Below are 25,821 nucleotides of genomic sequence, written 5' to 3'. Positions count from 1 at the left end.
GCTGCACCGAGGCGTTCTGCGCCTCGGTGCAGCAGCCTCAATGCCTGGCTAGAAGTCGAACACCGATCCTCGACGTGGCAGCGAAGAGATTGTCTGGCGCGCGCATTGATTCGATTGGCTTCGCCGCTCGCGACGGCCTTTCGTACCGATCAAGCGCGGCGCAAGAAACGCCGTATGCGGCAAGTATCAGGCGCAAAATACCTGTGAAAAAACCATGGATTGAAACTTTTTTCGCCATGTTTGTTCATTAACCAGCCTGCCCAGCAGTCGGGGGGCAATTTCCAAAATGTCCGACTGCTTCTGAAATCTCCTCGCGGTTCGAGGCCTTCGTGCTTTGATTTCTGCTTGCGGCAATTGGCTGCGAGCAGGCGGTGCGTTGCGTGCATTGGCGATACGCGACGTTGGAATTCCCTGTACTTGGAAATGCATGAGAAGGAAGTAACAGCGGCCGTAACCGCGAAGGGTAGACGAAAGAAATGGCAATCCAGAATGGAAATGCCCACGCCAGAGATTTGGGGCTTCGCGCGCTAGCTCTCTTCATGCGCCTCCATGGCGTCAATACTACCCCGGACCAGCTCCGCGATCGCTGCGCGAGCGATGAGATCGGCATCGGCGCCATGCTTCGCTGTGCCCGCGAACTTGGCGTCAAGGTCCGATCACGAACGACGGACTGGACCCGCCTTGCCGGCATCGAACTGCCCGGAATCGCTTCGTTGCGTGACGGCGGATTTATGCTTCTTGGAAAAATCGAGGACCAGGTGGCTCTCGTCCTGCACCCGGCCTCGTCGCATCCAATCCGGATGCCACGCGCGGAGTTCGAGGCGATCTGGGACGGCCGTCTGATTTTGGCGGGATCCAAGAGCCACCCGCTTCACGCTCTTCCCGGCCTCAGCGCGCAATTCGTCGAGTTGGGCATCCGCCTGGCGCGGCGCGCGAGCGACGCCCTGACAGGCGCGCGCGATACTCTGACCGCGGCCGGCAAAAGCGTCCTTGTGATGGCGCGCGGCACTTTAATGAGCCGGGCCCTCGCCGCCACCGATGTCGCAGACCATCCGCCGGCTCCCGAAGCCTCGGCCGCGGGTTCTGATTCCCAAGATCACGATGAATCCGGGCTCATTGCGCTGGCGATCCTCCTGCGTTGCCACGGCATCGCGGCCGATCCGGGCCAAATCCGCCATCGGGTAGGTGCGATACGCCTCGGCGTGACTGAAATCCTGCGCTGTGCCAAGGAATTCGGGCTCAAGGCGAAGATCCAAAGGACGAGCTGGAATCGGCTCGCGATCACTCCGATTCCGGGAATTGCGGTACTGCGCGACGGCGGCTTCCTGGTCCTCGGCAAGGTCGTCGACGACAAGCTTCTCGTTCAATGGCCGCTGTCTCCACGACCCGAGGCAATCACGCAAGCCCAGCTCGAGGCGATCTGGGACGGTGCCATCATCCTAATGGCTCGGCGGGCGAGCCTGACCGATCTCGCACGACGCTTCGATATCGGCTGGTTCGTCGGCGCCATGCAAAAGTATCGCCGGCTCCTGAGCGAGGTGCTGGTCGCCTCGTTCTTTCTTCAGATCTTTGCCGTTATCTCACCGCTGTTTTTCCAGGTAGTCATCGACAAGGTGCTCGTGCATCGAAGCATGAGCACGCTGGATGTGCTGGTGATCGGTCTTGTTGTCCTGACCGTGTTCGAGACAGTTCTGGAGATTCTGCGCGTCTATTTGTTCGCGCATACGACAAACCGTATCGACGTCGAGCTCGGCGCCAGGCTGTTTCGCCACCTGATGGCGCTGCCGATCGCCTATTTCCAGGCTCGCCGCGTCGGCGATTCGGTGGCACGCGTACGCGAGCTCGAGAACATCCGCCAGTTCCTGACCAGTTCGGCGCTCACGCTGGTGATCGATCTGGTATTTACCGTCGTCTTCCTTGCCGTGATGTTCTACTACTCGACGACGTTGACGTGGATCGTGCTGGCATCCTTCCCGTTCTACATCGGTATCTCCGCCGGCGCCGCGCCGCTGTTCCGCGCGCGCCTCGATGAGAAGTTCAATCGCGGCTCCGAAAACCAGGCCTTCCTGGTCGAGAGCGTCACCGGTGTCGAGACGCTGAAGGCCATGGCGGTCGAACCGCAGATGCAACGCCGTTGGGAGGAGCAGCTTGCCGGCTATGTGTCCGCAAGTTTCCGCGTCCTCAGCCTGAACAACACGGCAAGCCAGACGGTCCAGATGATCAACAAGCTGGTCGTCGCCGCGACGCTCTACTTCGGTGCCCGCCTGGTGATCGGCGGAGATCTGACCGTGGGCGAGCTCGTCGCGTTCAACATGCTGGCGGCGCGCGTCAGCACGCCGGTGCTGAGGCTCGCGCAGATCTGGCAGGACTTCCATCAGGCCCGCCTGTCGATTGATCGTCTCGGCGATATCCTCAACACCATCCCTGAGCCGAGCTTTACGCCCGCCCGGGCGGCCCTGCCGCCGATCCGCGGCCAGGTCACATTCGAGCACGCGACTTTCCGCTATCGCATCGACGGTCCCGAGGTGCTGCACAACGTATCATTCAGTGTCGAGCCGGGTCAGGTCATCGGCATTGTGGGCTCATCGGGCTCGGGCAAGAGCACCATCACCAAGCTGATCCAGCGTCTCTACGTACCGGAGAGCGGGCGCGTGCTGGTCGACGGCGTCGATCTTGCGATGGTCGATCTGAGCTGGCTGCGGCGCCAGATCGGCGTTGTGCTGCAGGAGAACGTGCTGTTCAACCGCACGATCCGCGACAACATCGCGCTGGTCGATCCGGCGATGCCGATGGAGCGCGTCATCGAGGCGGCAATGCTCGCGGGCGCGCATGATTTCATCCTGGAGCTGCCGGAGGGTTACGACACCGTTGTGGGGGAGCGCGGCAGCAGCCTGTCCGGCGGCCAGCGCCAGCGCATCGCCATCGCCCGTGCGCTCATCACCGATCCACGCATCCTGATCCTCGACGAGGCGACCAGCGCACTGGACTACGAGAGCGAGCGCGCGATCCAACAGAACATGAAGCGGATTTCCGCCGGGCGGACCGTGTTCGTGATCGCGCACCGGCTATCGACCGTACGCAACGCAAACCGGATCATCACCCTTGAGCATGGCCGCATCGTTGAAGATGGCAACCATGACGAGCTGATCCGCACCAACGGCCGTTACGCCAATCTTCACTATCTTCAGGCGGGGATCCATGACGTCCGCTAGCCGCAACATCGTCGCGTTTCCGAAACGCGAACTTCGCCGCCGCGAACACGAAATCGCCTTTCTGCCGGCGGCGCTCGAGATTGCCGAGTCGCCGCCATCGCCGATCGGGCGCGCGATCGGGGCGAGCATCATCGCTGCGTTCTGCGTCGCGCTGGCATGGGCAACGCTCGGCAGCGTCGATATCGTCGCCAGCGCCTCCGGTAAGATCGTGCCGGGCGGACGCACCAAGCTGATCCAGCCGTTCGAAACCGGCGTCGTCCGCGCCATTCACGTTCGCGACGGCCAGAGCGTCAAGGCCGGCGACGTCCTGATCGAGCTCGACCCGACAATGACGGAAGCGGATCAGGAGCGCCAGAAGAGCGACCTACTTGCGGCCGAGCTCGACGTCGCGCGGCTACGGGCGGCGCTGACCGCGGATCCGCTCGCGGCCTTCAAGCCGCCGCAGAACGCAAGCGCCGCCGAGATTGAGATGCATCGCCAGTTCCTGATCAGCCAGCGCGCCGAACAAACGGCAAAGCTTTCCGAAATCGAGCGCCAGCAGGGTCAGAAGGAAGCTGAGCGGGCAACGACATCGGCGAGCGTCGCCAAGCTGGAGGCGACGATCCCGGTGCTCCAGGAGCGCGTCGATATCCGCAAGGGTCTCGTCGAAAAGGCACTGGCGTCGAGGGTCGTCTATCTCTCCGAATATCAGGAGCTGGTCGCTATGCAGCAGGACCTCGTGCTGCAGCAGAGTAGGCTGCGCGAAGCCGATGCGGCGATAGCGCTATTGAAGGAGACCAAGGACAGGACCGGCGCCGAATACCGCCGCGCGACCTATGATGCGCTTGCGAAGGCCGAACAGAAGGCTGCGAGTGCCGCGCAGGAGGTGGTCAAGGCCGATCGGCGAACGAAGCTGCAGCGCTTGACCGCACCTGTCGACGGCGTGGTGCAGCAGCTTGCCGTCCATACGGTGGGCGGCGTGGTGACGCCGGCTCAGGCGCTGGCCGTTGTGGTCCCGAGCGAGAGCCATCTCGAGATTGAGGCCATGCTCTCCAACCGCGATATCGGCTTCGTTCATCCCGGACAGAAAGCGGAGATCAAGGTCGATACGTTCAACTTCACCCGCTACGGGCTGCTTCATGGCGATGTGCTCAGCGTATCGACGGATGCCATTACGCGCGATCGGCCGCAGGGCGGTGCCAATGACCGGACATTGGGCGCAGCGCAGGGCAGCAGTGAGCCGAAAGGTCAGGAGCTGGAATATGCCGCACGCGTTTCGCTCGACCGAACGCAGATGCAGATCGAGGACAAGCTCGTCAAACTCGGACCGGGCATGGCGGTGACGGTCGAAATCAAGACCGGCACGCGCAGGATCATCAGCTACCTCCTTTCACCGCTGGCACGTTACCGACAGGAGGCCCTGCGCGAGCGCTGAACGGAGGCAGTCAGGCACCTCCACTCTGGACCGAAAAGCGCGGGTGACGTAGGTCGTCAACAGGATTGCGGTGAGATCGCCGGTTGATGGCGGATGCGCTATCGACGCAGCGCGTCAAACCGCGATTTTGCCTCCTTCACTCCCGCAGCGTGGGCATTGGCATAGAGGTCTTGTGCCTTTTTGGCGTCACCGCGCGTACCGTAAGTCCCCCATTTCGCAAGGATCAGGGGATCGTAGGTTTCCGCCAGCGCGAATTTCGCCTGGGCACTGCCCATTTCGATGGCGCGCTCGAGTACAAGCCGCGCCCCGCCTATATCGCCCTGCCCGAGTAGCGAACTCGCTCGCGCGACCAACCCTGCAGCTTCTGCGGCTTGCCCTGGCGCCGGCTCGACAACGGCGGCAGGCGCTGCCCGCCCCCGCTCGGCCACTGGAATGGGTGCCATCTCGATAGACTTGCCCCACGCGGTCGAGCCGGTCGTTACGGGCTGTGATGCGACGCCGTGCGAGCCGCGAGCCTGGGCCTCATAGGCATGGATCGCACTCACCCCGAGCGAGAGGTTCTGTGCTTGCAGGTTTAGCTTGGCGCGCAACTGTTGCAATTCGGCAGCAGCGGCTTCCGCCGCTTTCTTCTGCAGCAAGAGCTCCTCGCTTGCCTTCGCCGCGCGCTCCGTCTCGGCCTCACGATCGCGACGTGCAGCCGCCAGATCCTGCTCGAACCGCGCGGACCGCTCGCTCTCTTTTTGCAGATCCGCTGCAACGTTCTTCCCCGTCGCTTGCAGTCGGGACGTCTCCTCGGCTGCCTTGGTTACCAGCGCCGTCTTGGATTCGACGTCACGCCGCGACGCCGCAAGATCCTGCTCCAGTCGTGCGGAGCGCTCACGCTCCTTCTGCAGGTCCACTGCGACGCTCTTCCCCGTCGCTTGCAGCCGGGACGTCTCCTCGGCTGCCTTGGTTACCAGCGCCGTCTTGGATTCGATGTCACGCCGCGACGCCGCAAGATCCTGCTCCAGCCGCGCGGACCGCTCACGCTCCTTTTGCAGATCCGCTGCGGCACTCTTCCCCGCCGCCTGCAGCCGGGACGTCTCCTCGGCTCCCTTGGTTGCGAGCGCAGTCTTGGACTCGACGTCACGCCGCGCCGCCGCAAGATCCTGCTCCAGTCGTGCGGAGCGCTCACGCTCCTTTTGCAGGTCTTCGGCGGCGCTCTTCCCCGCCGCTTGCACCCGCGACGTTTCGTCGGCTCCCTTGGTCACCAGCGCAGCCTTGGACTCGACGTCGCGCCGCGCGCCCGCGAGATCCTGCTCCAGCCTGTCAGCGCGCTGCCGTGCCGCTTGCAGCAAGTTCTGCAGCTCGCCCGCGCTGCCTTCCCTCTCCCGTTTCAGCCGGGCGGCTTCCTCGGTTGCTTTCGCCGCCAGCGCGGCCTGGGTCTCGACATCACTGCGGGCAGCCGCAAGGTCCTGCTCCAGCCGGGCCAATCGCCCTGGCTCGTCGGGCACGGCTTTTTGAGTCGAGGCTGCGCCGGTTTCAGCCGCCTGCCTGAGTTTCGCCGCCTCTTCCCCGGCTTTGAGGGCCTGCGCCTCATGGGCGTAGATCGAGCTGCGTGCCTGGGAAAGCTCTTGTGTCAGCGCGTCAGTCTTCGCGCGCGATTGCTTTAGATCGGCGGCCGCGGCTTCCACCGCCAATTTCTGCCGCAAGACCTCCTCGCCTGCCTTCGCCGCCAACGCGGTCTGAGCCCCGACATCAAGCCGTGCCGCCGCGAGATCCCGATCAAGCTGCGCAGACCGCTCGCGCTCCTGCTGCAGAGATGCCTGTAACGTCGCTGCGTCGCCCTTGCCAGCCTCCTTCAATCGGGACGCTTCCTCGCCTGCCTTCGTTGCCAGCGCGGTCTGGGTCTCCACGTCACGCCGCGCCGCCGCAAGGTCCCGCTCCAGCCGCGCGGATTGCTCTCGCTCCTGTTGCAGCGCTGCCTGCAAGTTCGCCGCGCCGCTCTCTTCCGCTTTCCTCAGTCGGGACGCTTCTTCGCTTGTCTTCGTCGCCAGCGCGGTCTGGGTCTCCACATCACGCCGGGCCGTGGCAAGATCCTGCTCAAGTCGCGCGGACCGCTCGCGCTCCTGCTGCAAGGATGCCTGCAACTTCGTCGCGTCGCCCCGTTCTGTCTTCAGTCGGGAGGTTTCCTCAACCGCCCGCGCTGTCAGCGCGGTCTGGGCCTCGATATCGCGCCGGGCCGCAGCAAGATCCTGTTCCAGCTTTCCTGCCCGCTCACGCTCCTGTTGGAGGACGTTCTGGAGCTCCGTACCGCCTGGCACGACGGCTTGCTTCAACCTGGCAACGTCTTCGCGCGCCTTGGTCGCCAGTGAGGCCTGGATTTCGACGTCGCGTCGGGCCGCGGCAAGGTCTTGCTCCAGGCCTTCCGCCCGCTCACGCTCGTGCTCGAAACGCTGCAGCAGGCCTATATCAAGCCGGGCACTGGAGAGTTCGCAGGACAGTCTCTCCCCCCAGTTTGGCTCCTGTTCCGAAGGTCGTCCGGTCCCGGGGACTTCTCCCTGCGCAAGCACCACCGCTTCGCCGCTACGACCTTGGCCCGGCGGCACGGCTCCGGAATTGCCGCTCGCCGGCGCTCCGGCGGAATCGAGATCGCAGGCAACCATCACACGCAGCCCGTCCGGCGAGAGGCACGCCGGATTGGGTGACGCCCGAGTTTCGGACGCCCCAGCCATTGCAAGCATTGCGACGGTGGTCAAAAACAGCGCGGGTTGCCTCACTTTCAGCAGATGCCCAAGGGCCGAGCCTATGGTTTCGCAGGCTGCTTCGTCACTGAGGAGAGCCGTGCGCTCCATCGCAGTCACCCTCCCGCAGGGACCCGTGCTGTCAAAGTGCGGCATTATGCGCCTAACATTCGCGGCATGCCTATAATCCGGATCGAGGACCCGCCCACCCCTTTCGGGGTAACCGCAGATCACGCCTTCACATCGCCGCAGCCCTTCTCCTGCAGTTCCGTCACGGGCACGACGCAGACTTGGCCACTTGTGCCCGACGAATGATCGGAATGCCTGGCTCTCAGCCTTGAGTATCTTTTCCTAGACGGGACTGCAGGCCTTGAACGAGACGCCCAGCGTATCTCGTGCCACGGCAACGTGTCATCGCGCAGCTAAATGCAGGCGAAAGGTAGCGACTTGGATGAGTTCAGGTCGAGCCGTCATGGCGCCTCGGCTTCTCATTCGAGCATGATCTTTTCGGAAAACCGCTTCGCACCTTTTTCCGGATCATGCTCTAGGTCAGCATCGAGATGATCGATTGAAGCTGATCGGAAGCCGACGTCACCAGTCCATCGAACGATGTCTGGCCGTGCGCCGCGGCCCGCAAGATGCATTCGGCGACGGCTGCCTTGAGACCGAACACGGATTGATCCGGCGGTACGCTTGCCATGACCGCGTCCAACGCATCGCGCATCGTCTGGATCAGTTCGGAGCTGTACTGCATGGTTTGTCCTCCGCGTCCGCAGAATAGGCCGAGTGCGCGAGGTCACCACTCACAAGGGCGCGATTCCGAATTGCCATTTCTTAATGAAATGACAGCTGCGTGAACCGGCGAGCGCTAGAGCTCTTTCTCGGCAAGCTTGCGAAACGCGTCCGGGACCGAACGGACCGCCTCCAGCGCGGCCGAACCGTATCCGATCGCCTCCCAGCCGAAGCGATCGCGGATCTTGTCGATCGCGCAGTCTGCCGCCCAGCGGGCCATCCCGATCGAGCTCCCCGGCCGAAGCGCTTCATCCTCCAGTCCGAGCGGAAGCTCCAGCGCAAGATCCCAATGCGCCTCGAGATGCGACACCGAGATCGCCAGCAGCGAAATGATCTTCTCGCGCGGATGGTCCGCAAGCGTGGCGCGCACCAGATTCCCGGCGAGCCGGGCGAGCGTCGTCGTCGTGCACACCGGCGCATCGAGCGTGATCGAGCGCGTCACCGACTTCAGATCGGCGAAACGCACGCGTACCGTCACGGTTCGTCCGGGCCGGGATTTCGCCCGCAGCCGCGTGGCGACGCGGTCGGCCAGATGAAGCAATGTCGGCCGGATGACCTGCTCGATCGCGGGCTTGCGGCCAAGCGCCGATTGTGCGCCCGCCGATCGCGCGCGCCGGTGCGGCGTGAGTTGTCGCGGATCGCGATTCCAGGAGAGGGCCGCGAGCTTCTCGCCCGCCGCCGGACCCAGCAACCGCGTCAGCGATCGTTCCGACAGCCTGGCGAGCTGCCCGATCGTTGCGACGCCGATCGCATCCAGCCGCGCCCTGGTGACCGGCCCTACTCCCCACATCAACTCAACCGGCAATTCGTGCAGGAAAGCCAGCTCGGCGTCGGGATCGACGACGACAAGCCCATCAGGCTTCGCGACTTGTGAGGCGATCTTCGCCAGATGCTTGGTGCGCGCGACGCCGACCGAGATCGGAAGACCAAGCTCGCTGCGCACGCGCCGCCGGATCGTCGCGGCGATTTCGGCTGGTGTTCCGAACAAATGCGTGCAGCCGGCCACGTCGGCGAACGCCTCGTCGATCGAGATGCGCTCGACCAGCGGCGTGAAGTCGCCGATCACCTTGATGGCCGCGTCACCCAACCGCTGGTAGTCGCTGAAATGGCCGCCGACGAAAATGAGTTGCGGGCGCAGCCGGCGCGCGTCCCGTCCCGACATGCCGCCGCGCACCCCGAAGGCCTTGGCCTCGTAGGACGCAGCAAGCACGACCCCGCCGCCGACGGCGATCGGCTTGCCGCGCAGCGACGGCTCGAGCAGCTGCTCGACCGACGCGTAAAACGCGTCCAGGTCCGCGTGAAGGATGGTGGCTGCGGCTGCCATCTCAACCCGTTCATCCTTGGCCTGAGCGAGACCGCCGTCCTTGGGCGCACCAATTGACTTTAGAACAAAACAAGAACACAATCAACCGACATTCGTCGTCGCGGCCGCGCGCCAAGAGCCGAGCCGTCGACGAGCGTCGCCGATCCTTCGCGCGCGCTTGCTGCGCGGAAGGCACGTTGGCGGATCACGCGGCATGCAAGATTGCATGCTCTGCGCATGGGCGCGGCGACACGCCGCTCTCGCATCAGCCCACTCGTTGGCCGGGTGACTTTGACGAACAGGCTTTTTCGGATAGATATCGGGAATGACCGACCACTCTCATCAGGTGGACTTCCAAGCTGCGGCCTACCTTTACAAATGGCCTTCGCTCAACAACTCCAGGCGAGAGGACCGTGCGCCCTACATGGTCGTCAACGGCACACTCGACCAATGCATTCGGGACTTCATGGGCAAGCCCGAGAGGACGCGACATCTCTACGAGATCAGGACCGCGCCGCAGCCTCCCCTCGTTTCAGACGTGCTGTCGCCCGAGCATGTGATCGAGCTCTCCCGGCTTCGCGAGTTTCTCTGAGAGGTCTTTCGGCGTAGCTGATTCCATCGCCTCCCGTTCGCCCGCGGACTTATCCTTCGGTTACGCACGCCGCGCCGGATTGTTTGCCCGGACGCGACTCGCTACAATTGCCCGGCGCTCTGGCTGACGGACGTCCATTCCGGCATCATGCATCCGCCTCGATCTCCGGTGCGACCCGCGAAATCGCCAGCGCGATCGTTGATGGGGCATCGAGAGGCGCCGCATGAGATTCAATCTGGCGATCCTGAGTGTGCTGGCCGCAAGGCCTGAACAGAGGATCGCGATTGACGAGGTGAGCCGCGAGGTCAAGCGCATGATCGCGGCGGGCGATGAAGCCACCCGGTTGAAGCGGTCATCCAAGCTCGGCGATGCCGATGTCTTCCAATCCGGATGGGTATCCATCAACGATGCAGGCCTGCAGATCACCGACTCCGGTCTGTCGCTATGGCGCGAGCTCGAAGCGTCCGAACAAGGACACGATCAGGAGGAAGCAGAACGGCTGGAGGGCATTGCTGCCGACACGCGCCCTGCGGTCACGGACGGCAGGATCGACCAATCCGACCACATCGATCTCGAGCTCCCCGGCATGACGAGCCAAGACCACGACGATCGCGCGCCACCCGGCGCGGGCCGATCAACCGCACCCGAAATACACCTGGGGGACTCTCCGATCCTGCTCGAGCCTGCATTCGGCTCGATGCAGCCCGCAAACCGTAAGGCTGCCTGGCTGTCTGGTCCGCTCAGCCTCCTCGGCACCGTCATGCCCAAATTCGCGGGCGCGCGGCAAAGGCGATCTGCGGACGACGTCCCGGATCGCAGCGCCGAAAATCGCGGCGGACTGACGGGGCTGGCGGTTGGATGCCTCAGCCTGGTCTCGGTCGTTGCCTGCGTTGCCGCGGCGATTGCACTCGGTCAGGTCTCTTCGCTGAAGTCGGACAACGCCGCACTGCACCGCGAGCTCGTGCCGCTCAGGGACCGCCTTGCACGGCTCGAACAAGACGCCGCGAAACGCGATGCCGCCCAGCAGCAAGACGCGCAAGAGAAGGCCGAGGCGAAGAAAGCATCGGACGCCGGCAGTGAACAGCCCGCGCTCACCCTTTCGCGAGAGGAGATTCAATTGGTCAGGGAGTACATCAAGGCCGCGCCCTCGCCCGGCGCAGCTGCACCGCCGATCAATGTCGGCGATCCCGTCGCCGGCGGAATGATTCCGCTGCCCTCACCGCTGACCGAAAGAATTCCAAGACTGCTCGGCGCGCGATTTGCCACCCGCAACGGCGCCATCATCATCAGCACACGAAACAGCCGCCGCATCGATGCCGTGCTGATGCCGAACTAGTGTGCTGAATGCGAAGTTCGTGCGATTTCGCGGCAGCCACTTTCACGAACTTCGCATTCATAAAGCACACTAGAATCATAAGCTTGCTAGTGTCCTTATCGAATCCGAAGTTCGCTCCGAAGGTGCGGCAAATGATGCGAACTTCGGATTCGGGACACTAGATCTGCGCGGGCCGCGCGAGCGAAGCAATCCATTTCACCCCACCGATGGAATTTGCTTCGTCGCTTCGCAGCAATGACAGATACCAGATCTATTTGGGTTTCGAGAAGTGGCTCGCGGCCAAAGGCCCGCCTTCGCCCTTTGGGCTTGGCGGATGCAGTCCAGCGAAACCGGTCTCCGCGCGCTCCCCTGTTATTCCCTGTTATTTGAAATTTTTCAGGGGCAAGCAATCCCCCGTTTTGCCGCTTCGGGCTACCGCCTCCAATTTATCCTATTGATTTGCAACGATAACACCCTAAATCTGCCTGACCGTCAAATCAGGCAATCCCGACTCAATAACAGGGTGAATACGGTTCCATAACAGGGGTAAGCGAGCTTGGCCATGTCGTCCAAAGACTCCCGGTCCGACAACTATCGCAAGCCACCCATCGAGCACCAATTCAAGAAGGGGGCATCCGGCAACCGTAGCGGGCGGCCAAAGAAAAAAGCCCAAGCTGGACTTGGAGCTGTAGGCGGCGGGATTACTGACCGCTTGGCAGCCATGGCCCTCAATGAAGCGACGCGGCCGGTCACGGTTCGCGAAGGCGAAACGACCTCGAAGATGCCTGCGATGCAGGCTCTGCTTCGAACCATGTTCAGAGCCGCTGCGAAGGGAGATATCAAAGCTGCACGTCAACTGATGGACTTGATTGCGCGCGCGGAAGGCCAGCGGACTGCCGCTGCGGTGGAGATGTTACAGTATGCGGCCCAATACAAAGAAAAGTACGGGCCAATTTTCGAACAACACGAACGTGAGGGGCTTGATCCTCCGGATATTTACCCCCACCCAGATGACATCATCACCGATGAGACCACCGGTGAAGTCACAATTGACGGGCCGACCAGCAAGGACCAGGCTCGCGCGCGCGAAGCTGTTCGGCCGCACGTACTTGAGTCAGTGCAGCGGTATTTCGAAATCGAGAAGGCCCTCGAGGACGACCCAACAAACAAATTGCTGAGGCGAGAGCTCAAAGAACTGAAAAAATACTACGTCTTTCTCCAGAGAGACGCCGCGAGAAACATAAGGCACAGGGCGCTTCAAATATCCCGGCGTACCCTTCAGCCAAAGCCGCCCGAACCAAAAGATGACACCCTGGACGATGCCTGATGACTGACGACGGTTTGAGCCGAGACAGTTTACGTGAGGGGTTGAAAGCCAAGGGGCGTTCGCGCCGAAAGGCCGCGGCAAGGAATGCCGAGGCGGAAAAAGCCGGCCTGCGGCCCAGCCGAAACGACATGCTTCCTGCGCTTCGCATCGAGCTCTGCCCCGTCGACGGACTAAAATTGCACGCACGCAAACTCCGCAAGAGCGATCCCGCGCACGTTCGTGAAATTGCGAATTCGATCCGCACGCTGGGATTCAATGTGCCTCTCCTGGTCGGCAAAAATAACGTAGTGGTCGATGGGGATTCGAGGTTAGAGGCCGCTAAAGTGCTCGGCCTATCATCTGTGCCGTGCATTCGCGTCGATCACCTGGACGAGACCGAGCAGCGCTTGCTCCGATTAGCCGTCAATCGATTGGGCGAAAAAGGCACCTGGGACCTTGGCGAACTGGAAGCTGAGTTCAGGGAACTCATTATCGCCGACGCGCCAATTGAAATTTCCGGCTTTGGTTCCGACGAAATTGACCAAGTCATCATCGGCGCCGACCTGGATGGATACGAAGCCGCTGACCTTGCGCCATCCGAGGACTCTGCGATCGCTCAGGTCGGCGACCTGTTTCTGCTCGGGTCTCATCGCCTGATCTGCGGGGATGCCACCGATCCGGCCGTTCTCAGTCGGTTGATGCGGACCGATGTCGCCCGCTTGGTCTTTACAGATGAACCGTTCAATGTCGCGATCGGAGGCCATGTGACCGGAGGCGAGCATCGGGAATTCGTGATGGCCTCCGGAGAAATGACTGATGCACAGTTCCGCGACTTTAATCAGAAATGGATGGATGCCATCCTTCCCTATCTAGTGGACGGAGGACTCCTCGGTACGTTCATCGATTGGCGTGGCCTGCCCATCGCGCACTCCGCCGCAACCGCCTTGGGATTGATCCCTCTCAATCTCATCGTCTGGGCGAAAACCAACGCCGGCATGGGGAGCCTCTACCGATCTCAGCACGAACTGCTGCCGCTCTTCAAGAAAGGAAGCGCCCCGCACGTAAACAACATCGCTCTTGGCAAGCGAGGCCGCCACCGCTCGAACTTATGGACCTATCCCGGCGCATCCTCAGTTGGATCCGACGCCCGGAAAGGTCTTCAGGATCATCCGACCGTGAAGCCAACCGCAATGTTGCAGGATGCGCTGATCGATCTAACCAACCGCGGCGAGATTGTCCTCGACTCCTTCCTCGGCTCCGGGTCAACCCTTATGGCCGCCGAGAATACCGGACGGCTGTGCTGCGGCGTCGAGCTTGATCCACGCTACGTGGATATCATCATCCGACGCTATGAAACGGCAACGCGCACGACCGCGATCCTCGCCGACACCGGGGAACCCTTCGCAACGGTTGCGGCGCGCAGACGTAATGACGAACGCGACGGACGCCAGTAAGTTTTTGGGAAGCGCTCAAGAATGATTCAGAGTTCCGGTTGCGGTGACTATTGATACTGCAAGGATTCCAGCTTGGCTTTTTTTATCAGCTGTCAGCTCGGCTTCGCTCCCCTGCGCCCTCGCATCATCCGCTTCTGCCGTGCAAACGCCGCACGTTCATAACGCGCAAGGCCCCATAGCCGCTTTGCCAATGTTGCATCGGGCGCCGCTAGGTAGGCCGCAAGCAATGCGTGACGCACGGCGCGAACGCGGGCTAGCTCCAACTGGGCGCTCGCGATATCGGTTGGTTCGATCGAGGGCGACTCTTGCGCCAACTGATCCAGAAGAACCCGTCTCGACGCCTCGTACACTGCACCGTCATGCGCGTCCGGCCGCGACAGGCCGTGACGCAGCGCATTCCGACTTGATCGGGCCTTGCCCTGGCCGGTCTTCGGGCCTGTACTGCGCCTAGCGTTGTTGCGATTGGCTTCGATTTGTCGCTCTGACGCCATGCTATATTCTCCCGTTATCGGTCACGTCCACCAGCTCGCTCCGATCCGCTCTCCGCATCAAGCTTTGGCGCGCAAAAGAGCAAGATTGTTGCTGCAGAAAGGACTGGCATTCCCACGCCACTGGAGCGTTACTGAGTCGGCCGGGCAAAAAACGGCCTCGGTCTCTCACCTCGCATCCCGCGGGGTTTGGGCAGTGCGGCAACCATCGCCGCGCTGTTCACATCAGGAGAGACCGATGCGTGCTGTTCAGACCGGTGGCGTCACAGAGCCACAATTCCAACTCGTCAAGTTCAATCCGGCCGATCGCCGTCATTTCATCGGCGGCTCGGATGCGCGCGTCATCATGGGCCAGGATGCCGCGGACCTCGCGCGGCTGTGGCGGGAGAAGCGCGGCGAAATCGCGCCGGAAGACCTCTCCAACAATCTTGTTGTGCAGCTCGGCAGCATCACCGAAGAGTTGAACCGCTCTTGGTACCAGCGCCACAGCGGGCACACCATTGCGGACGTCCAGAAGCGGGTCCGGCATCCCGTCCATCGCTGGATGGCCGCAACCCTGGACGGCATCGTCGAGCCGACCGGCGCGGTGTTCGAGGCCAAGTTCATGCTGCCCTGGGCCTTCACCGAAGAGACAGCTGCTGCAAAGCACATGGCGCAGCTGCAGCACAACATGTGGGTGATCGCGGCGCGCTCGGCCGCGCTGTCGGTGATCACCGGTGGCGGCAAATGGGTCGAGATCAAGGTTCACGCCGATCCGCTCTACCAGCATCTCCTGCTCACCGCCGAGAAGAAGTTCTGGCGCTGCGTTCAGACAGGCGAGCCGCCGGCCCTGTTCGACGTGGAGCCGCCGCGGCCGCGGCTGGAGGCGGTCAAGGTGGTTGACATGAGCGGGTCCAATCTCTGGGCGGAGCTTGCCGCGACCTATCTGCGCACCCGGGTCGCCCATGGCGACCACGAGGTGGCGAAAGCGGACCTGAAGACGCTCGTCCCCGAGGATGCCAAAGAGGCGACCGGCCACGGCGTGCGCGCCAAACGGTCCAAATCCGGCGCCATCAGCTTCGATGCCATCGAGATGGAGAACGCCGATGCTGCAGTCCAGTGAGCAGATCGGCGCCATCGCCGCGGCCCTGGCCAGGGCCCAGGCCGACCTCGTCAACCCCGAAAAGACGCTCACCGCCACCATCCGCTCGCCTTTCCCCAGGGAGGATGATCGGACCTTCCGCTACGCCTCGCTCGCAAGCGGCCTCGACATCGTCCGCAAAACCTTGAGCCAGCAGGAGATCGCCACCGTCCAGACCACCCGTCTGGAGGCGGCCAGCGGGCAGATTCATCTAACCACCCTGCTCGCGCATTCCTCCGGGGAGTGGATCTCCTCCGATCTGCCGGTCTGCGCCGCCAAGGACACCGAGGCGCCGCACCGCATGGGCGCGGCCTTAACCTATGCCCGTCGCTACGCGCTGTTCGCCCTGGTCGGGATTGCCGGCGAGGATGATCTGGACGCGCCCGACGCGATGGCCGGCCCACCACCGGCCGTCGAGCCCCAAAGTGTCCCCGGATCGAAGGCAAAGCCCGCCAAGGGCGTCCTCAACCGTCCGGCGGTGCTTGGCGGCGAGCAATCCGCCGTGCTCTGCGTGCGGCTGCTGACCCAGCTCGAGACCTCTCGCTCGACCGAGGACCTGCTCACCTGGGCCAAGGCGAACCTGCCGCACAAGAACACCCTCATCGAGGATGACGCCCGGCGCGTTGAGGCCGCCTACCAGCGGCGGCTTGAGACGGTGTCTCCCGCGACCGACGAGCCAAAGGGCGAGCCGTCCGCATCAGCGTCGCCGGCCTCCGCCCCACGGCCGCGGCCGGAAGCCGCGGCGGGCGCCGAGGCCGGACAAGATCACGCTCTTCACGATGCTGGCGACGCCGGGCTCGCTTTACCCAAGGAGAGCCCTCGCAAGCGCAGCAAGGCGCATCTGCTCTTCGTCCGGGGACAGCCTTGTCTCGTCTGCAAACAGACCCCGACCGACGCCCACCACCTCAAGTTCGCCCAGCCGCGAGCGCTCGGCCGCAAGGTCAGCGACGAGTTCACCGTGCCTCTCTGCCGCACCCACCACCAGGATCTGCACCGCCATGGCAACGAAAAGGCCTGGTGGGCCAACCTGCAGATCACACCCCTGCCGATCGCTCAGGGGCTGTGGACGGCAAGCCCCGTCCAGGAACCCCGCACGGAGCCTATTGACAACGGCGCGCGCGCCGCCAGCGTCGGTCGGGAGGCCGCCGCGTCATGAACGGGGCCGTCCCCGCCGCCCGTCAACTGGCGATCACCGCGCTGCCGCTAGAGCTTGAGGCCTTAATACCCGCGCCGCTGTTGCTGCCCGGCGAGAGTCTCGAAGCCTATCATCTGCTGCAGCAGGCCGTCTTCGCCGACCTCGCGCCGCGATCGGCCCTCGAATGGCTGCGCGCCATCGATATCGCGGAGCTCTCATGGGAAATCCGCCGCTACCGACTGCTGCGCCACGCGCTCCTGGGGGACCACCGCCAGCAAGCGATCGAGGCCGCGCTGCGCCGCATCGACCTCGCGGGCATCGCACCGGAATTCGCCGACGACGCCAGCACCCACCTCCGTCAAAATGCCCTAAGCTGGCGGTCGGATCGCGCCGCCGCGCACGAAATCGAGGCTCGCCTGGCGGCTTACGGATTTGACCAGCAATCGTTGAACCTGGAGGTCTTTGTCGAAACCAGGGAAACCTTCTTGATGTTCGAGGGACTGTTGATTGCGGCCCAGAAGCGCCGAACGCTCTTGCTCAAGGAAATCGATCACTGTCGTAACGGTCGATAGGTTATCGCAGTAGGACGCCCACGTTGGAGGGAGTTCAATCGATGTCGTGACCCGCGCCTCGCAATCTGCTCCAGGAGTGGCAGAATTCGTCACCTGAAAGGAGACGGAAATGAAGCAGTCGAGGTTCGAGAACACCCCAAGCGATGCGACGATCAATCTTGCTTTCCCAAAGAGCCCGTGCGCAAGCGCAGCAAGGCGCACTTGCTGCTTGTCCGGGAACAGCCTTGCCTCGTTTGCCGGCAAAGCCCGTGCGATGCCCACCATCTGAAGTTCGCTCAACCCAAGGCTCTCGGCCGCAAGGTCAGCGACGAGTACAATGTCCCGTTGTGCCGCGCCCATCACCACGAACTGCATCGACAGGGCAATGAAAGGGCTTGGTGGGCGAACCTGAAGATCGAGCCATTGCGGGTGGCGCATGACTTGTGGACGGCAAGTCCGGTCCACCGCCCGCTCACGGCGACGGTGGGCCCGGCCGCTCCCTGACGCCTGGGGTCGGAGGCTTCCCCACGATGAACGGGCCGTTCCAAACCGCGCATGGGCTGACCGCAACAACGCCGCCGGTCGCGTTTGAGGTGTTGGCGCCGGCTCCCCTGCTGCTCCCCGGTGAGAGCCTTGACCACTACCACGCGCTGCGGCGGGTGATCTTCGTCGATTTGGCGCCGCGATCGACCATCGAATGGCTGCTTGCCATCGACGTCGCTGAACTGTCCTGGGAGATCCAGCGCTACCGCCTCTTGCGTCACCGGCTGCTTGCGACCTACCGGCAAAACGCGATCGAGGCCGCCTTACGCCGCATCGATATGGCCGGGGTCGCGCCTGGGTTCGAAGGCGAGGCCGACTACTACACACGTCATAACGCGCTGAGTTGGCGGCTCGATCCTGTTGCGACGACCGAAATCGAGGCGCGACTGGCGTGGTACGGTTTCGATCAGCACTCCATCAACACCGATGTCTAGGTCCAGGCGCGCGAGATCTTCGTCTTGTTCGAGGGCCTGCTCAGTGCCGCGCAGTCCAAACGGCTCATGCTCGTCAGGGAGATCGAGAGACATCGCCTCCTAGGCTAGCGTGTTTGGCGTCTCGGTTCCGGCGAAACCGGTGAGCCTGGCCGCGATGAGCTCTCTTGAAGACGATGATCGGCTTATTGAGTCATTTTGCCAGCATGAATCGCCCGCGAGCTCGCGCATATCGCAGGGGTGTGCGTCGTAGGGCTATCGCCTTGAATGACAGGTATCGACCAAGCGACGGGCCTTGTTCGTTTGACAACGCTCTTAGCGCATTCGTCCGGAGAACGGATATCCTTGGAGTGGCTGGTGTGTGCGGTCAGCGAAATCAATGCTGCACACCAGATGGGAATCGCCCTCACTTATGCCCGGCGCTACGCTCTCTTTGCCCTTGTGGGTATAGGGCGAGGACGACTTGGATGCGCCGGACGCCACAGCGGCCCGCTGCCCTGAGAGTTTCGAGCCGGCAATCAGCCCGAAGTCAAAGGAAACAGAGGTGATACGCAGCGGCTTCGCCTACTCAGGCTGGATCAATCAGGCCAACTGAGGGAACAAATACTGGCAGGGAGGCTTACCCACGATGATCGGACCATTCCAAACCGTGCGATGGACGGTCCGCGCGGGATTAGCCTAACGCGGTTCCGACTTCTTGCCGACGACCCACCGCACGATTGGCCAGCCTACCAGGAAGGCTAACGCGACGACTCCAGCCATTCTTGCGAGTGTGGTGGCGAAATCCTGGTCGAAATAAAATGTACGTCGGTCATAGAAGATGAACACGAGTATGACACTGAGCGCGCAGCAAAGGGCCGTTAGTAATCGAGAGACTTGTCCCTCCAGATAGCTGAGGCGCTCGTCGAGCTTGTCGTTATCCACCATTCACCCCCGTTGGTTCGCGCTTCATCGGCTTCTGAGCCGAGCCGCTCCGGACGTCCGCCATTTTGGTTCGTCGATGAGATGGTCTGCCAGTGGAAAATCACTGCATTTTCGCAACCCCGTGATCATACGGATTAACCGTGCCCTCACAAGCTAAGACCATCGATCGATTTGCAAGTTAAAGGCGGCCACCCTATCGTTGACTCACGGCGATTGCGCCAGAACCATTGAAAACGGCAAGTTTCGCAGGAACGTGGTGGTGAATTTTTCCGGTTCCCAGGTGAGTTGTCTTCGCGGTGTTATCCTTAAGGGGTGAACCCTTCTGTTTCGAGGATGCCTTGACGCATCCATAAGCATATACTTTTCCGATTTCAGCGACCGATTTCTGGCGTCGATTTTAGCGCCAGCTACCGCGGGCAGGCATAGTAGCGACTTATGCATTTCGATGGTCAGATGGATTCTCAGACGGCGTTGGCGCGAACCGTGCGTTTGGCGCCTGTCGTTTACCCCGCGGCGCTGTTCCTCTCGGCGCTTTTGCTTTTTGCAATCCAGCCGATGTTCGCAAAGATGGTACTGCCACGGCTCGGCGGCGCCGCGGCCATCTGGTCAGTCGCAATGGTCTTCTTCCAGTCGGCATTATTGCTGGGTTATGCTTACGCACACCTGCTCAGCCGCATGCTGTCGCCGCCCCGCTCGGCCCTCGTCCATCTTGCCTTCCTGGCAATTGCCGCCGCCATGCTGCCAATCGGAATCGCTCACGGATTCGAGGCCGCGCCGCAGGACGGGCTCGAGCTCTGGCTGCTGACATTGTTTGCCGCATCGATCGGGTTGCCGTTCGTCGCGCTCGCCGCTACCGCCCCCTTGTTGCAAAACTGGTTCGCGGCGAGCGGCCACCCGCACGCTGCAAATCCCTACCTTCTATATGCGGCGTCCAATCTTGGATCGTTTGTAGCGCTCATGACGTATCCTTTCATCGTCGAGCCGCTGTCTACGCTTCACGCGCAGACCCAGATGTGGTCGTTCGGCTATTTCTTTCTTGTATTGCTCATTGCGACGGCGGCGATCACGCTCGGTCGCGCATCGAAACCTTCGATCAACCGGCCGGGCGAGGTCGCCGCTCCCACGATCGCCGAACGTGCGATGTGGACGGCGCTCGCCGCGATTCCGGCGGGTCTTGTGGTCGCCGTCACGGCTGCGATCTCGGTCGACCTGGCGGCGGCGCCCTTCCTCTGGGTTCTGCCGTTATCGCTCTACCTTCTGACCTTCGTGGCGATCTTCCGCGACCGTGCCTGGGTGGCGCACGAACGCGTGCTGAAGCTGATGCCATTCGCTGCAGTGGCTATCGTCGCAACCGCGTCTACCGTGGTTCGGCCGTATTTGAGCGCCGTGCTGGTGACGCATCTTGCGAGTTTTCTAGTGATCGCCCTCGCCTGCCATGGCGAACTCTATCGTCGCCGGCCGGTGCCGGCACGCCTGACGGAATTCTATCTGTGGACCTCATTCGGCGGCATGCTTGGCGGGATCTTCGCGGGGTTGATCGCACCACACATATTCAATGGTGTCGTCGAGTATCCCATCCTGGTGCTGGCCGGACTGCTGGCAATGCCCGGCGCGTTTGACGGCGGGCCGGGACGGTTTTTGTGGAAGAGTGGTCCCGCTCTCGCATTGGCCGCGGCGGCTCTCGGTATTGTCTGGCTGCACGTCCGCATTCCAGCCAGCACCGCGCTGGCCATTGATATCGCGCTCATTGTGCTGGCCGGTGTCATGGTTTTGGTGCGGCGGCAACCGGCAATGTTCTTCGGCCTTGCGGTGCTGGCCTTCGTGATCGCCAAGCTCGATCCCCTGTTCGCACCGGTCGAGCAAATCCGCAGCTTCTTCGGCGTGCATCGCGTGGTCGAAGACCGCTCCGGGCACTTCCGACTGCTGCTGCACGGTACGACCCTGCATGGCGCCGAACGCATCCGCAATGCGGATGGAACGCCGGTCAGCGGCCGCCCCGAACCGACCACATATTATTATTTCGGCGGGCCGATCAGCGATGCGATTGCAGCAGCCCGCCGCGCGCAAGGACGGCTGGCGCGAGTTGCGGTAGTCGGGCTCGGCGCCGGCAGCCTTGCTTGCCATCGCCGAGATGGCGAGGACTGGACATTCTTCGAGCTCGACCCGCATGTGGTCCGGATCGCACGCGACCCGGCGCTGTTCCACTTCCTGGCGGAATGCGCACCAGACATCCGCATTGTGCTCGGAGATGCACGGCTGACCCTGACCGCATCGGCTGAGCGCTATGATCTGATCGTGCTCGACGCGTTCTCCTCCGATGCCATCCCTGTGCATCTGCTGACGCGCGAGGCATTCGCCGCATATTTATCGCACCTCACCGCCCACGGCGTCATAGTTCTGCATATCTCGAACCGGCACATGGCGCTGCGGGGGCCGGCGGCCGCGGTCGGCGCCGCAGAACGTCTCGCTGTTTTTGTCAAAGCGCAGGTCCCGCCGGCCATGACCAACGACGATATACGTGCTCCAGCTGATGTCGTCGTGTTTGCTCGAAGTGTAGCGGACCTTGGCGATTTGCCGGCGCAGGGATGGACGCACCTCGATTCCAGTTCGAGAGATGCGTGGACCGATGACTACGCCAACATTCTTGGTGCGGTTCTCGACGCGAAGCTTCACCGTTGATCCGGCTTGCTTCGCAGCGAGCCGTCCGGTGCGCTCAAGCAAGCAAGACAGCCGTTACGCCGAGACAGGCCACAGCCAGCGCATCAGGGACCCGATCTCGTTCCGCACGGCCTGCAGATAAAGCACGTGCGTGATCGCAAATGACAGCAAGCAGGCGCCCAGGATCGTCATCATCACGTACAGGCCAGCACCGGACGGGATCGCGATCGATCCGAGCGACGCTTGTGCCGTGGTAGGCACACCGGCTTGCCAGGAGTAAACCAGGAAACCCGCATAGCCCGCGCTCAAATGGGTTGCGATGGTGAAGGCGGGTCTCGCCTTGGCCACGAGCCCGAGGCAGGCCAGCAGGAAGAGCGGCAGCGCTATCCCGAAGAGCTGAAAGCCGTCGACCGCGACGTACTCGCTCAACAAGGCGTGGCTGCGCTGAAAGATGCCGAAGATCTTGAGATTGATCAGCCAGAGCAGTTCGGAGCTGGGCGAATATTGCAATGCTTGCGCAGCCAGTTCAGCGCCAAGCGTGGCGGCGAAGAGCACGGATGGGCCGAGAAATTGCAGCTTGAAAAGTCGATCCATGGAGTAAGCCATACGTCAAAAAAACGTCTGGCCTATCTTGGTTCCAAAGCCTTTAACTTGTCTTAACGCGCGCCCTTTCGCCGCGTCGGCTAGGCGCAGAAACATTATTAAAATCAAGATGTTATAGCGCGATCGAGCTTAAGGCTGATTGTTCGGCGGCCGCTCAATGAACTTCCGGCTGCCGTTGAGAAGCTCGAGGTTGTTGGCGATGACCGGGTTACCCGGATCGAGCGAATACGCCTTCTCGAACTTCCGCCGTGCGCCGGACAGATTGCCGCGCAGCATGAGGGAGTAGCCCTGGTCGTTGAGGATCTGGACGGTCTCGCCGCCAAGTCGGATCGCCTGCGCGTAGGCCTGATCGGCGAGATCGAAGCGGCGAATCCTGTCATAGCTCGCCGCGAGGCCGACCCAGGCGGTCACGTCCTTCGGCGATTTCTCGACCGCATCCTTGAAATAGCGCTGCGCCATTCCGTAATTGCCGCGGTTGTAATGCTCCAAGCCCAGCCGCACCGGCTCGTCGGAAGGATAATATTTGACGTCGGTCGGCTCCTGCACGGGGTCGCCGCCCGGCGGATCCACGGGCGCGACGATCGCGGCTTCCCGCGTCGTGTAGTCACAGGCCCCAAGGCCGGTCGCCAAGCCGCAACAGATCAACGCTGGCGCAAGACGATGCAATCCTCGCCCCACTCCCCAGTCCCAGCGCATTTCCTGCACCAATCGAAACATCATCGCGAAACTACCTACGAAAAACAGACGGCATGACCGAAACAGCTGGTCAGTGCCAGAAGCCAACGTCGCATCTTCCCCTTCGAGCCGAGACCCTTCAGGTCACTGTTACCTGCCTCCGCCTCCTACCCCGATTGCCACCGATCCACCGGTCCCCGCTCCCAATCCGGTTGTGTTGACATTCTGAATTGTGGTGACGGGCGGCGCCTGGCCCATTGCCCTCGTCGGATCGCCCATGTCGGGCAGTTGATCCAGTGGGCGTTGCTGATTGCCATAGCGTGTCACTGCACCGCCCGTGCGCCGCGCGTCGTACGCGATCCTGCGATCGCCGACATAAGCCGGCCATGGATGGATCGTATGGGTGGCCGCGTTGACCTCCTTGGCGTTACCGGCACTCATCGTGATGGTGTCGGAACGCTGGACGTAGCGGTCCATCTCGTCATGACCGTAAACGCCGTAGCAGCCGCCGAGCAGGAACGGTGCGAGCAGGGCCAGATACCTGATGGTCATCCTCGCCTCCTCTCAGTTCAGCGCCTTCACGACCGGCTGGTTTGCACCAACGGCCGGAGGCGGAACGGGCACGATTGCATTGGGCGCAATGATGTGGCCGTAAGGCCCCTTCACGTCGCCGCCGGAGTTGACGTAGTCGTCATAGCGCTTGCGCACTTCCATCTGGCCGTTGAGGAAGAAGTCGACATCGTTGGCCGGCAGGCGGGAGTCGAGCGGCGATGCCAGCTGCTGGCCGGGCGCCGCCGGCGCGACCAGGCGCGGCGTCACGATGATGACCAGATCGGTTTCTTCCTGCTGGTACGACTTGCTGCCAAACAGGCTTCCAAGCACCGGCACCGAGCCAATCCAGGGCAATTGCGAAACGTCCTGCCGGTTGCGGGTCTGCAAGAGACCTGCGATTGCAAAGCTCTGGCCGTCGCGCAGTTCGACCGTGGTGCGCGCGTCGCGGCGTGTCAAAGATGGCACCGTCGTGCCCTGGATCGTCACCGCATTGGAAAAATCGAGCTCGCTGACCGAGGGTTCGACCCGTAGGTTGATGACCCCGCGCGAGAGCACGGTGGGTACGAAGGCCAGCTCGACGCCGAACTTCTTGTAGTCGATCGTTACGGTCGGAAAGCCGTTCGTCGTCGTGTTCGGGATCGGCACCGGAAATTCACCGCCGGCCAGGAAGCGCGCGGCGTCGCCAGATAGCGTAGTCAGATTCGGCTCGGCCAGCCGGCGCGCGAGTCCTTTCGTTTCCAGCGCAGTGATCAGAAGGTCCACGGAGCTGCCGTTGCTGGTCCTCAAGATACTGGTCAGCAGGCTTCCAAACGGAGCAGGAGATATGCCGCCGGCAGAACCGACAAGCGTTCCAGCCGTCGCGAGCAGTGGAAGGCTCCCGGTAGGAGGTGCGCCGACATTGCCGTTAGTATTGATGCCACCAATAGGCGCACGGCCCGCCGTGGCGCTGCCGAACCCAGTGTTGGCAACATTGGTGCCATTCGCGTTCGCCGCAAAAAGATTGACGCCGAGGTCACGCCCTGCCTGCCTGGAGACCTCGAGGAAGCGCACCTCGAGCATCACCTGCTGCGGCGCCGCAACGCTCATGGCATTGACGACGATGCCGCCCTCGGGGACGCTGCCCTTGGCAATCGTCAGCGCCTTCTCCGCGGCGACCGCATCGGCCGCCATTCCGCTCAGCACCACCTGGCCTTCGGACGCAGACACGCGAATGCCGCGCGTACCCGTGCCGGCCGAGATGTTCTGCTGCAGATTGCCGATGTCGACGGTCACCTCAACATCGAGAATGCCGATCTGCTTCATCGAGCTGTCGAACAGGATGACGTTGGTGGTGCCGGTCTTCTTGCCCTGGACGTAGATGAGGTGGTCGCTCAGCGACTTCACGTCGACGATCTCGGGCGAGCCGGCCACGATGGTCGAGAATGCCTGATCGACCCTGAAGGTGCGCGACTTGTTGACGGTCAACCTGACCCGCTGGACGTCGGTCATCTCGCTGACGAAGACGCCGCCGCTGGAGGTCCGCCGGTCCGCAGCCGCCGCGCGGTCTGCCGAGCCAAACGAGGCGAGCGCTGCGCCAAGCGCTATCGCACTTACGGCGACAAGCTTCCTACTTCCCATGCCCGAAACGCGACCGCCACACATTCGCTTCCCCTCGCCGCGATCCAATTTCATCCCCGTAAATTTACGGCCTCGGCACCCTGGCAACTCTCCCCTGCACGCACCACGCCATCCGAGATTACTCTTGGTCTCACTATAAATTCGTTACTTTGCAATTCCATATCCCGGCGTGCGCTGATCGATCGCACCAAATCAGTTCAGGCTCCGCTGGGGACACCTCTCCCGCCGGCCGCAAACGCGGCATGAGGATCATCATCCGTCATTCGCCTCGTTGGCAAGGCGAGAGCCGCACCGGGACGTCGCGCCCCCAGAGAAAACTCACCGATGTTGCCAGCGAGCACCACTTTTTCCCGCCCTGCCCGGGCCGATCCGCACTTCGTTTTTGCAGCAGTTTGCCGCGTCCGGACCTGCGA

At 62.6% G+C, this 25,821-nt stretch carries 20 protein-coding genes and 1 pseudogene; 13 read left to right on the top strand and 8 right to left on the bottom strand.

Annotation, left to right across the window (positions count from 1 at the left end; all coding sequences use genetic code 11):
* The first annotated feature begins 476 nt into the window (after positions 1 to 476).
* Entirely contained in the window at positions 477 to 3,212 is a 2,736-nt protein-coding gene (locus tag ACVILL_RS28530; RefSeq protein WP_456732100.1) for a type I secretion system permease/ATPase, read from the top strand.
* Positions 3,199 to 4,626: an HlyD family type I secretion periplasmic adaptor subunit gene (locus ACVILL_RS28525; protein WP_456732099.1), complete on the top strand. Its 1,428-nt coding sequence runs from the start codon at positions 3,199 to 3,201 to the stop codon at positions 4,624 to 4,626. Before ACVILL_RS28530 ends, ACVILL_RS28525 begins: the two co-directional genes overlap by 14 nt.
* A gap of 98 nt (positions 4,627 to 4,724) precedes the next feature.
* Here ACVILL_RS28525 and ACVILL_RS28520 read toward each other — a convergent pair whose 3' ends face one another.
* The 3 genes from ACVILL_RS28520 to dinB all read right to left on the bottom strand — a co-directional run bounded on the left by ACVILL_RS28520 (position 4,725) and on the right by dinB (position 9,465).
* Positions 4,725 to 7,460, bottom strand: coding sequence for a hypothetical protein (locus ACVILL_RS28520; RefSeq protein WP_456732098.1), 2,736 nt, complete (start codon positions 7,458 to 7,460; stop codon positions 4,725 to 4,727).
* 433 nt (positions 7,461 to 7,893) lie between these two features.
* Positions 7,894 to 8,103, bottom strand: coding sequence for a hypothetical protein (locus ACVILL_RS28515; protein ID WP_456732097.1), 210 nt, complete (start codon positions 8,101 to 8,103; stop codon positions 7,894 to 7,896).
* A gap of 114 nt (positions 8,104 to 8,217) precedes the next feature.
* A complete protein-coding gene (gene dinB / locus ACVILL_RS28510; RefSeq protein WP_456732096.1) occupies positions 8,218 to 9,465 on the bottom strand; it encodes a DNA polymerase IV in 1,248 nt (415 codons plus the stop codon).
* 304 nt (positions 9,466 to 9,769) lie between these two features.
* On the opposite strand from dinB, the gene ACVILL_RS28505 reads away from it, so the two are divergent.
* The 10 genes and pseudogenes from ACVILL_RS28505 (at position 9,770) to ACVILL_RS28460 (ending at position 18,880) form a co-directional block, all read left to right on the top strand.
* The gene (locus ACVILL_RS28505; RefSeq protein ID WP_456732095.1) at positions 9,770 to 10,036 is read left to right on the top strand and encodes a hypothetical protein; all 267 of its coding nucleotides are present in this window, start codon (positions 9,770 to 9,772) and stop codon (positions 10,034 to 10,036) included.
* A 250-nt stretch (positions 10,037 to 10,286) separates the two neighbouring features.
* Positions 10,287 to 11,372, top strand: coding sequence for a hypothetical protein (locus tag ACVILL_RS28500; protein WP_456732094.1), 1,086 nt, complete (start codon positions 10,287 to 10,289; stop codon positions 11,370 to 11,372).
* 541 nt (positions 11,373 to 11,913) lie between these two features.
* Positions 11,914 to 12,678, top strand: coding sequence for a DUF5681 domain-containing protein (locus ACVILL_RS28495; RefSeq protein WP_456732093.1), 765 nt, complete (start codon positions 11,914 to 11,916; stop codon positions 12,676 to 12,678).
* Positions 12,678 to 14,111: a site-specific DNA-methyltransferase gene (locus ACVILL_RS28490; protein ID WP_456732092.1), complete on the top strand. Its 1,434-nt coding sequence runs from the start codon at positions 12,678 to 12,680 to the stop codon at positions 14,109 to 14,111. The genes ACVILL_RS28495 and ACVILL_RS28490 overlap by 1 nt, the downstream gene beginning before the upstream one ends.
* Before the next feature lie 726 nt (positions 14,112 to 14,837).
* A complete protein-coding gene (locus ACVILL_RS28485; protein ID WP_456732091.1) occupies positions 14,838 to 15,701 on the top strand; it encodes a YqaJ viral recombinase family protein in 864 nt (287 codons plus the stop codon).
* A complete protein-coding gene (locus tag ACVILL_RS28480; protein WP_456732090.1) occupies positions 15,685 to 16,875 on the top strand; it encodes an ERF family protein in 1,191 nt (396 codons plus the stop codon). The genes ACVILL_RS28485 and ACVILL_RS28480 overlap by 17 nt, the downstream gene beginning before the upstream one ends.
* Entirely contained in the window at positions 16,872 to 17,426 is a 555-nt protein-coding gene (locus tag ACVILL_RS28475; protein ID WP_456732089.1) for a hypothetical protein, read from the top strand. The genes ACVILL_RS28480 and ACVILL_RS28475 overlap by 4 nt, the downstream gene beginning before the upstream one ends.
* 162 nt (positions 17,427 to 17,588) lie before the next feature.
* Positions 17,589 to 17,909, top strand: a pseudogene (locus ACVILL_RS28470) (DUF968 domain-containing protein); the annotation flags it as partial.
* Between the two features lie 26 nt (positions 17,910 to 17,935).
* On the top strand, positions 17,936 to 18,382 hold the full coding sequence (locus ACVILL_RS28465) for a hypothetical protein (protein WP_456732088.1): 447 nt from the start codon (positions 17,936 to 17,938) through the stop codon (positions 18,380 to 18,382).
* Between the two features lie 264 nt (positions 18,383 to 18,646).
* A complete protein-coding gene (locus ACVILL_RS28460) occupies positions 18,647 to 18,880 on the top strand; it encodes an ERF family protein (RefSeq protein WP_456732087.1) in 234 nt (77 codons plus the stop codon).
* Between the two features lie 177 nt (positions 18,881 to 19,057).
* Here the strand turns inward: ACVILL_RS28460 and ACVILL_RS28455 are convergent, their stop codons facing one another.
* The gene (locus tag ACVILL_RS28455) at positions 19,058 to 19,303 is read right to left on the bottom strand and encodes a hypothetical protein (RefSeq protein ID WP_456732086.1); all 246 of its coding nucleotides are present in this window, start codon (positions 19,301 to 19,303) and stop codon (positions 19,058 to 19,060) included.
* Between the two features lie 453 nt (positions 19,304 to 19,756).
* Here ACVILL_RS28455 and ACVILL_RS28450 point away from each other — a divergent pair, with 453 nt between their 5' ends.
* The gene (locus ACVILL_RS28450; protein WP_456732085.1) at positions 19,757 to 21,982 is read left to right on the top strand and encodes a fused MFS/spermidine synthase; all 2,226 of its coding nucleotides are present in this window, start codon (positions 19,757 to 19,759) and stop codon (positions 21,980 to 21,982) included.
* Between the two features lie 54 nt (positions 21,983 to 22,036).
* On the opposite strand, the gene ACVILL_RS28445 is transcribed toward ACVILL_RS28450, so the two are convergent.
* From ACVILL_RS28445 to ACVILL_RS28430, 4 genes are all read right to left on the bottom strand, one after another.
* On the bottom strand, positions 22,037 to 22,555 hold the full coding sequence (locus tag ACVILL_RS28445; protein WP_456732084.1) for a hypothetical protein: 519 nt from the start codon (positions 22,553 to 22,555) through the stop codon (positions 22,037 to 22,039).
* A gap of 138 nt (positions 22,556 to 22,693) precedes the next feature.
* On the bottom strand, positions 22,694 to 23,230 hold the full coding sequence (locus ACVILL_RS28440) for a tetratricopeptide repeat protein (RefSeq protein ID WP_456734384.1): 537 nt from the start codon (positions 23,228 to 23,230) through the stop codon (positions 22,694 to 22,696).
* A gap of 159 nt (positions 23,231 to 23,389) precedes the next feature.
* Positions 23,390 to 23,791, bottom strand: coding sequence for a hypothetical protein (locus ACVILL_RS28435; protein WP_456732083.1), 402 nt, complete (start codon positions 23,789 to 23,791; stop codon positions 23,390 to 23,392).
* Positions 23,792 to 23,803: 12 nt separating this feature from the next.
* Complete coding sequence (locus ACVILL_RS28430; RefSeq protein ID WP_456732082.1) at positions 23,804 to 25,432, bottom strand: type II and III secretion system protein family protein; 1,629 nt, start codon at positions 25,430 to 25,432, stop codon at positions 23,804 to 23,806.
* Between the last annotated feature and the right edge of the window lie 389 nt (positions 25,433 to 25,821).

It is taken from the genome of Bradyrhizobium sp. USDA 3364 (assembly GCF_054056355.1).
The sequence above is the reverse complement of the archived record's forward strand: the minus strand, read 5'-3'. Positions and strand labels throughout refer to the sequence as shown.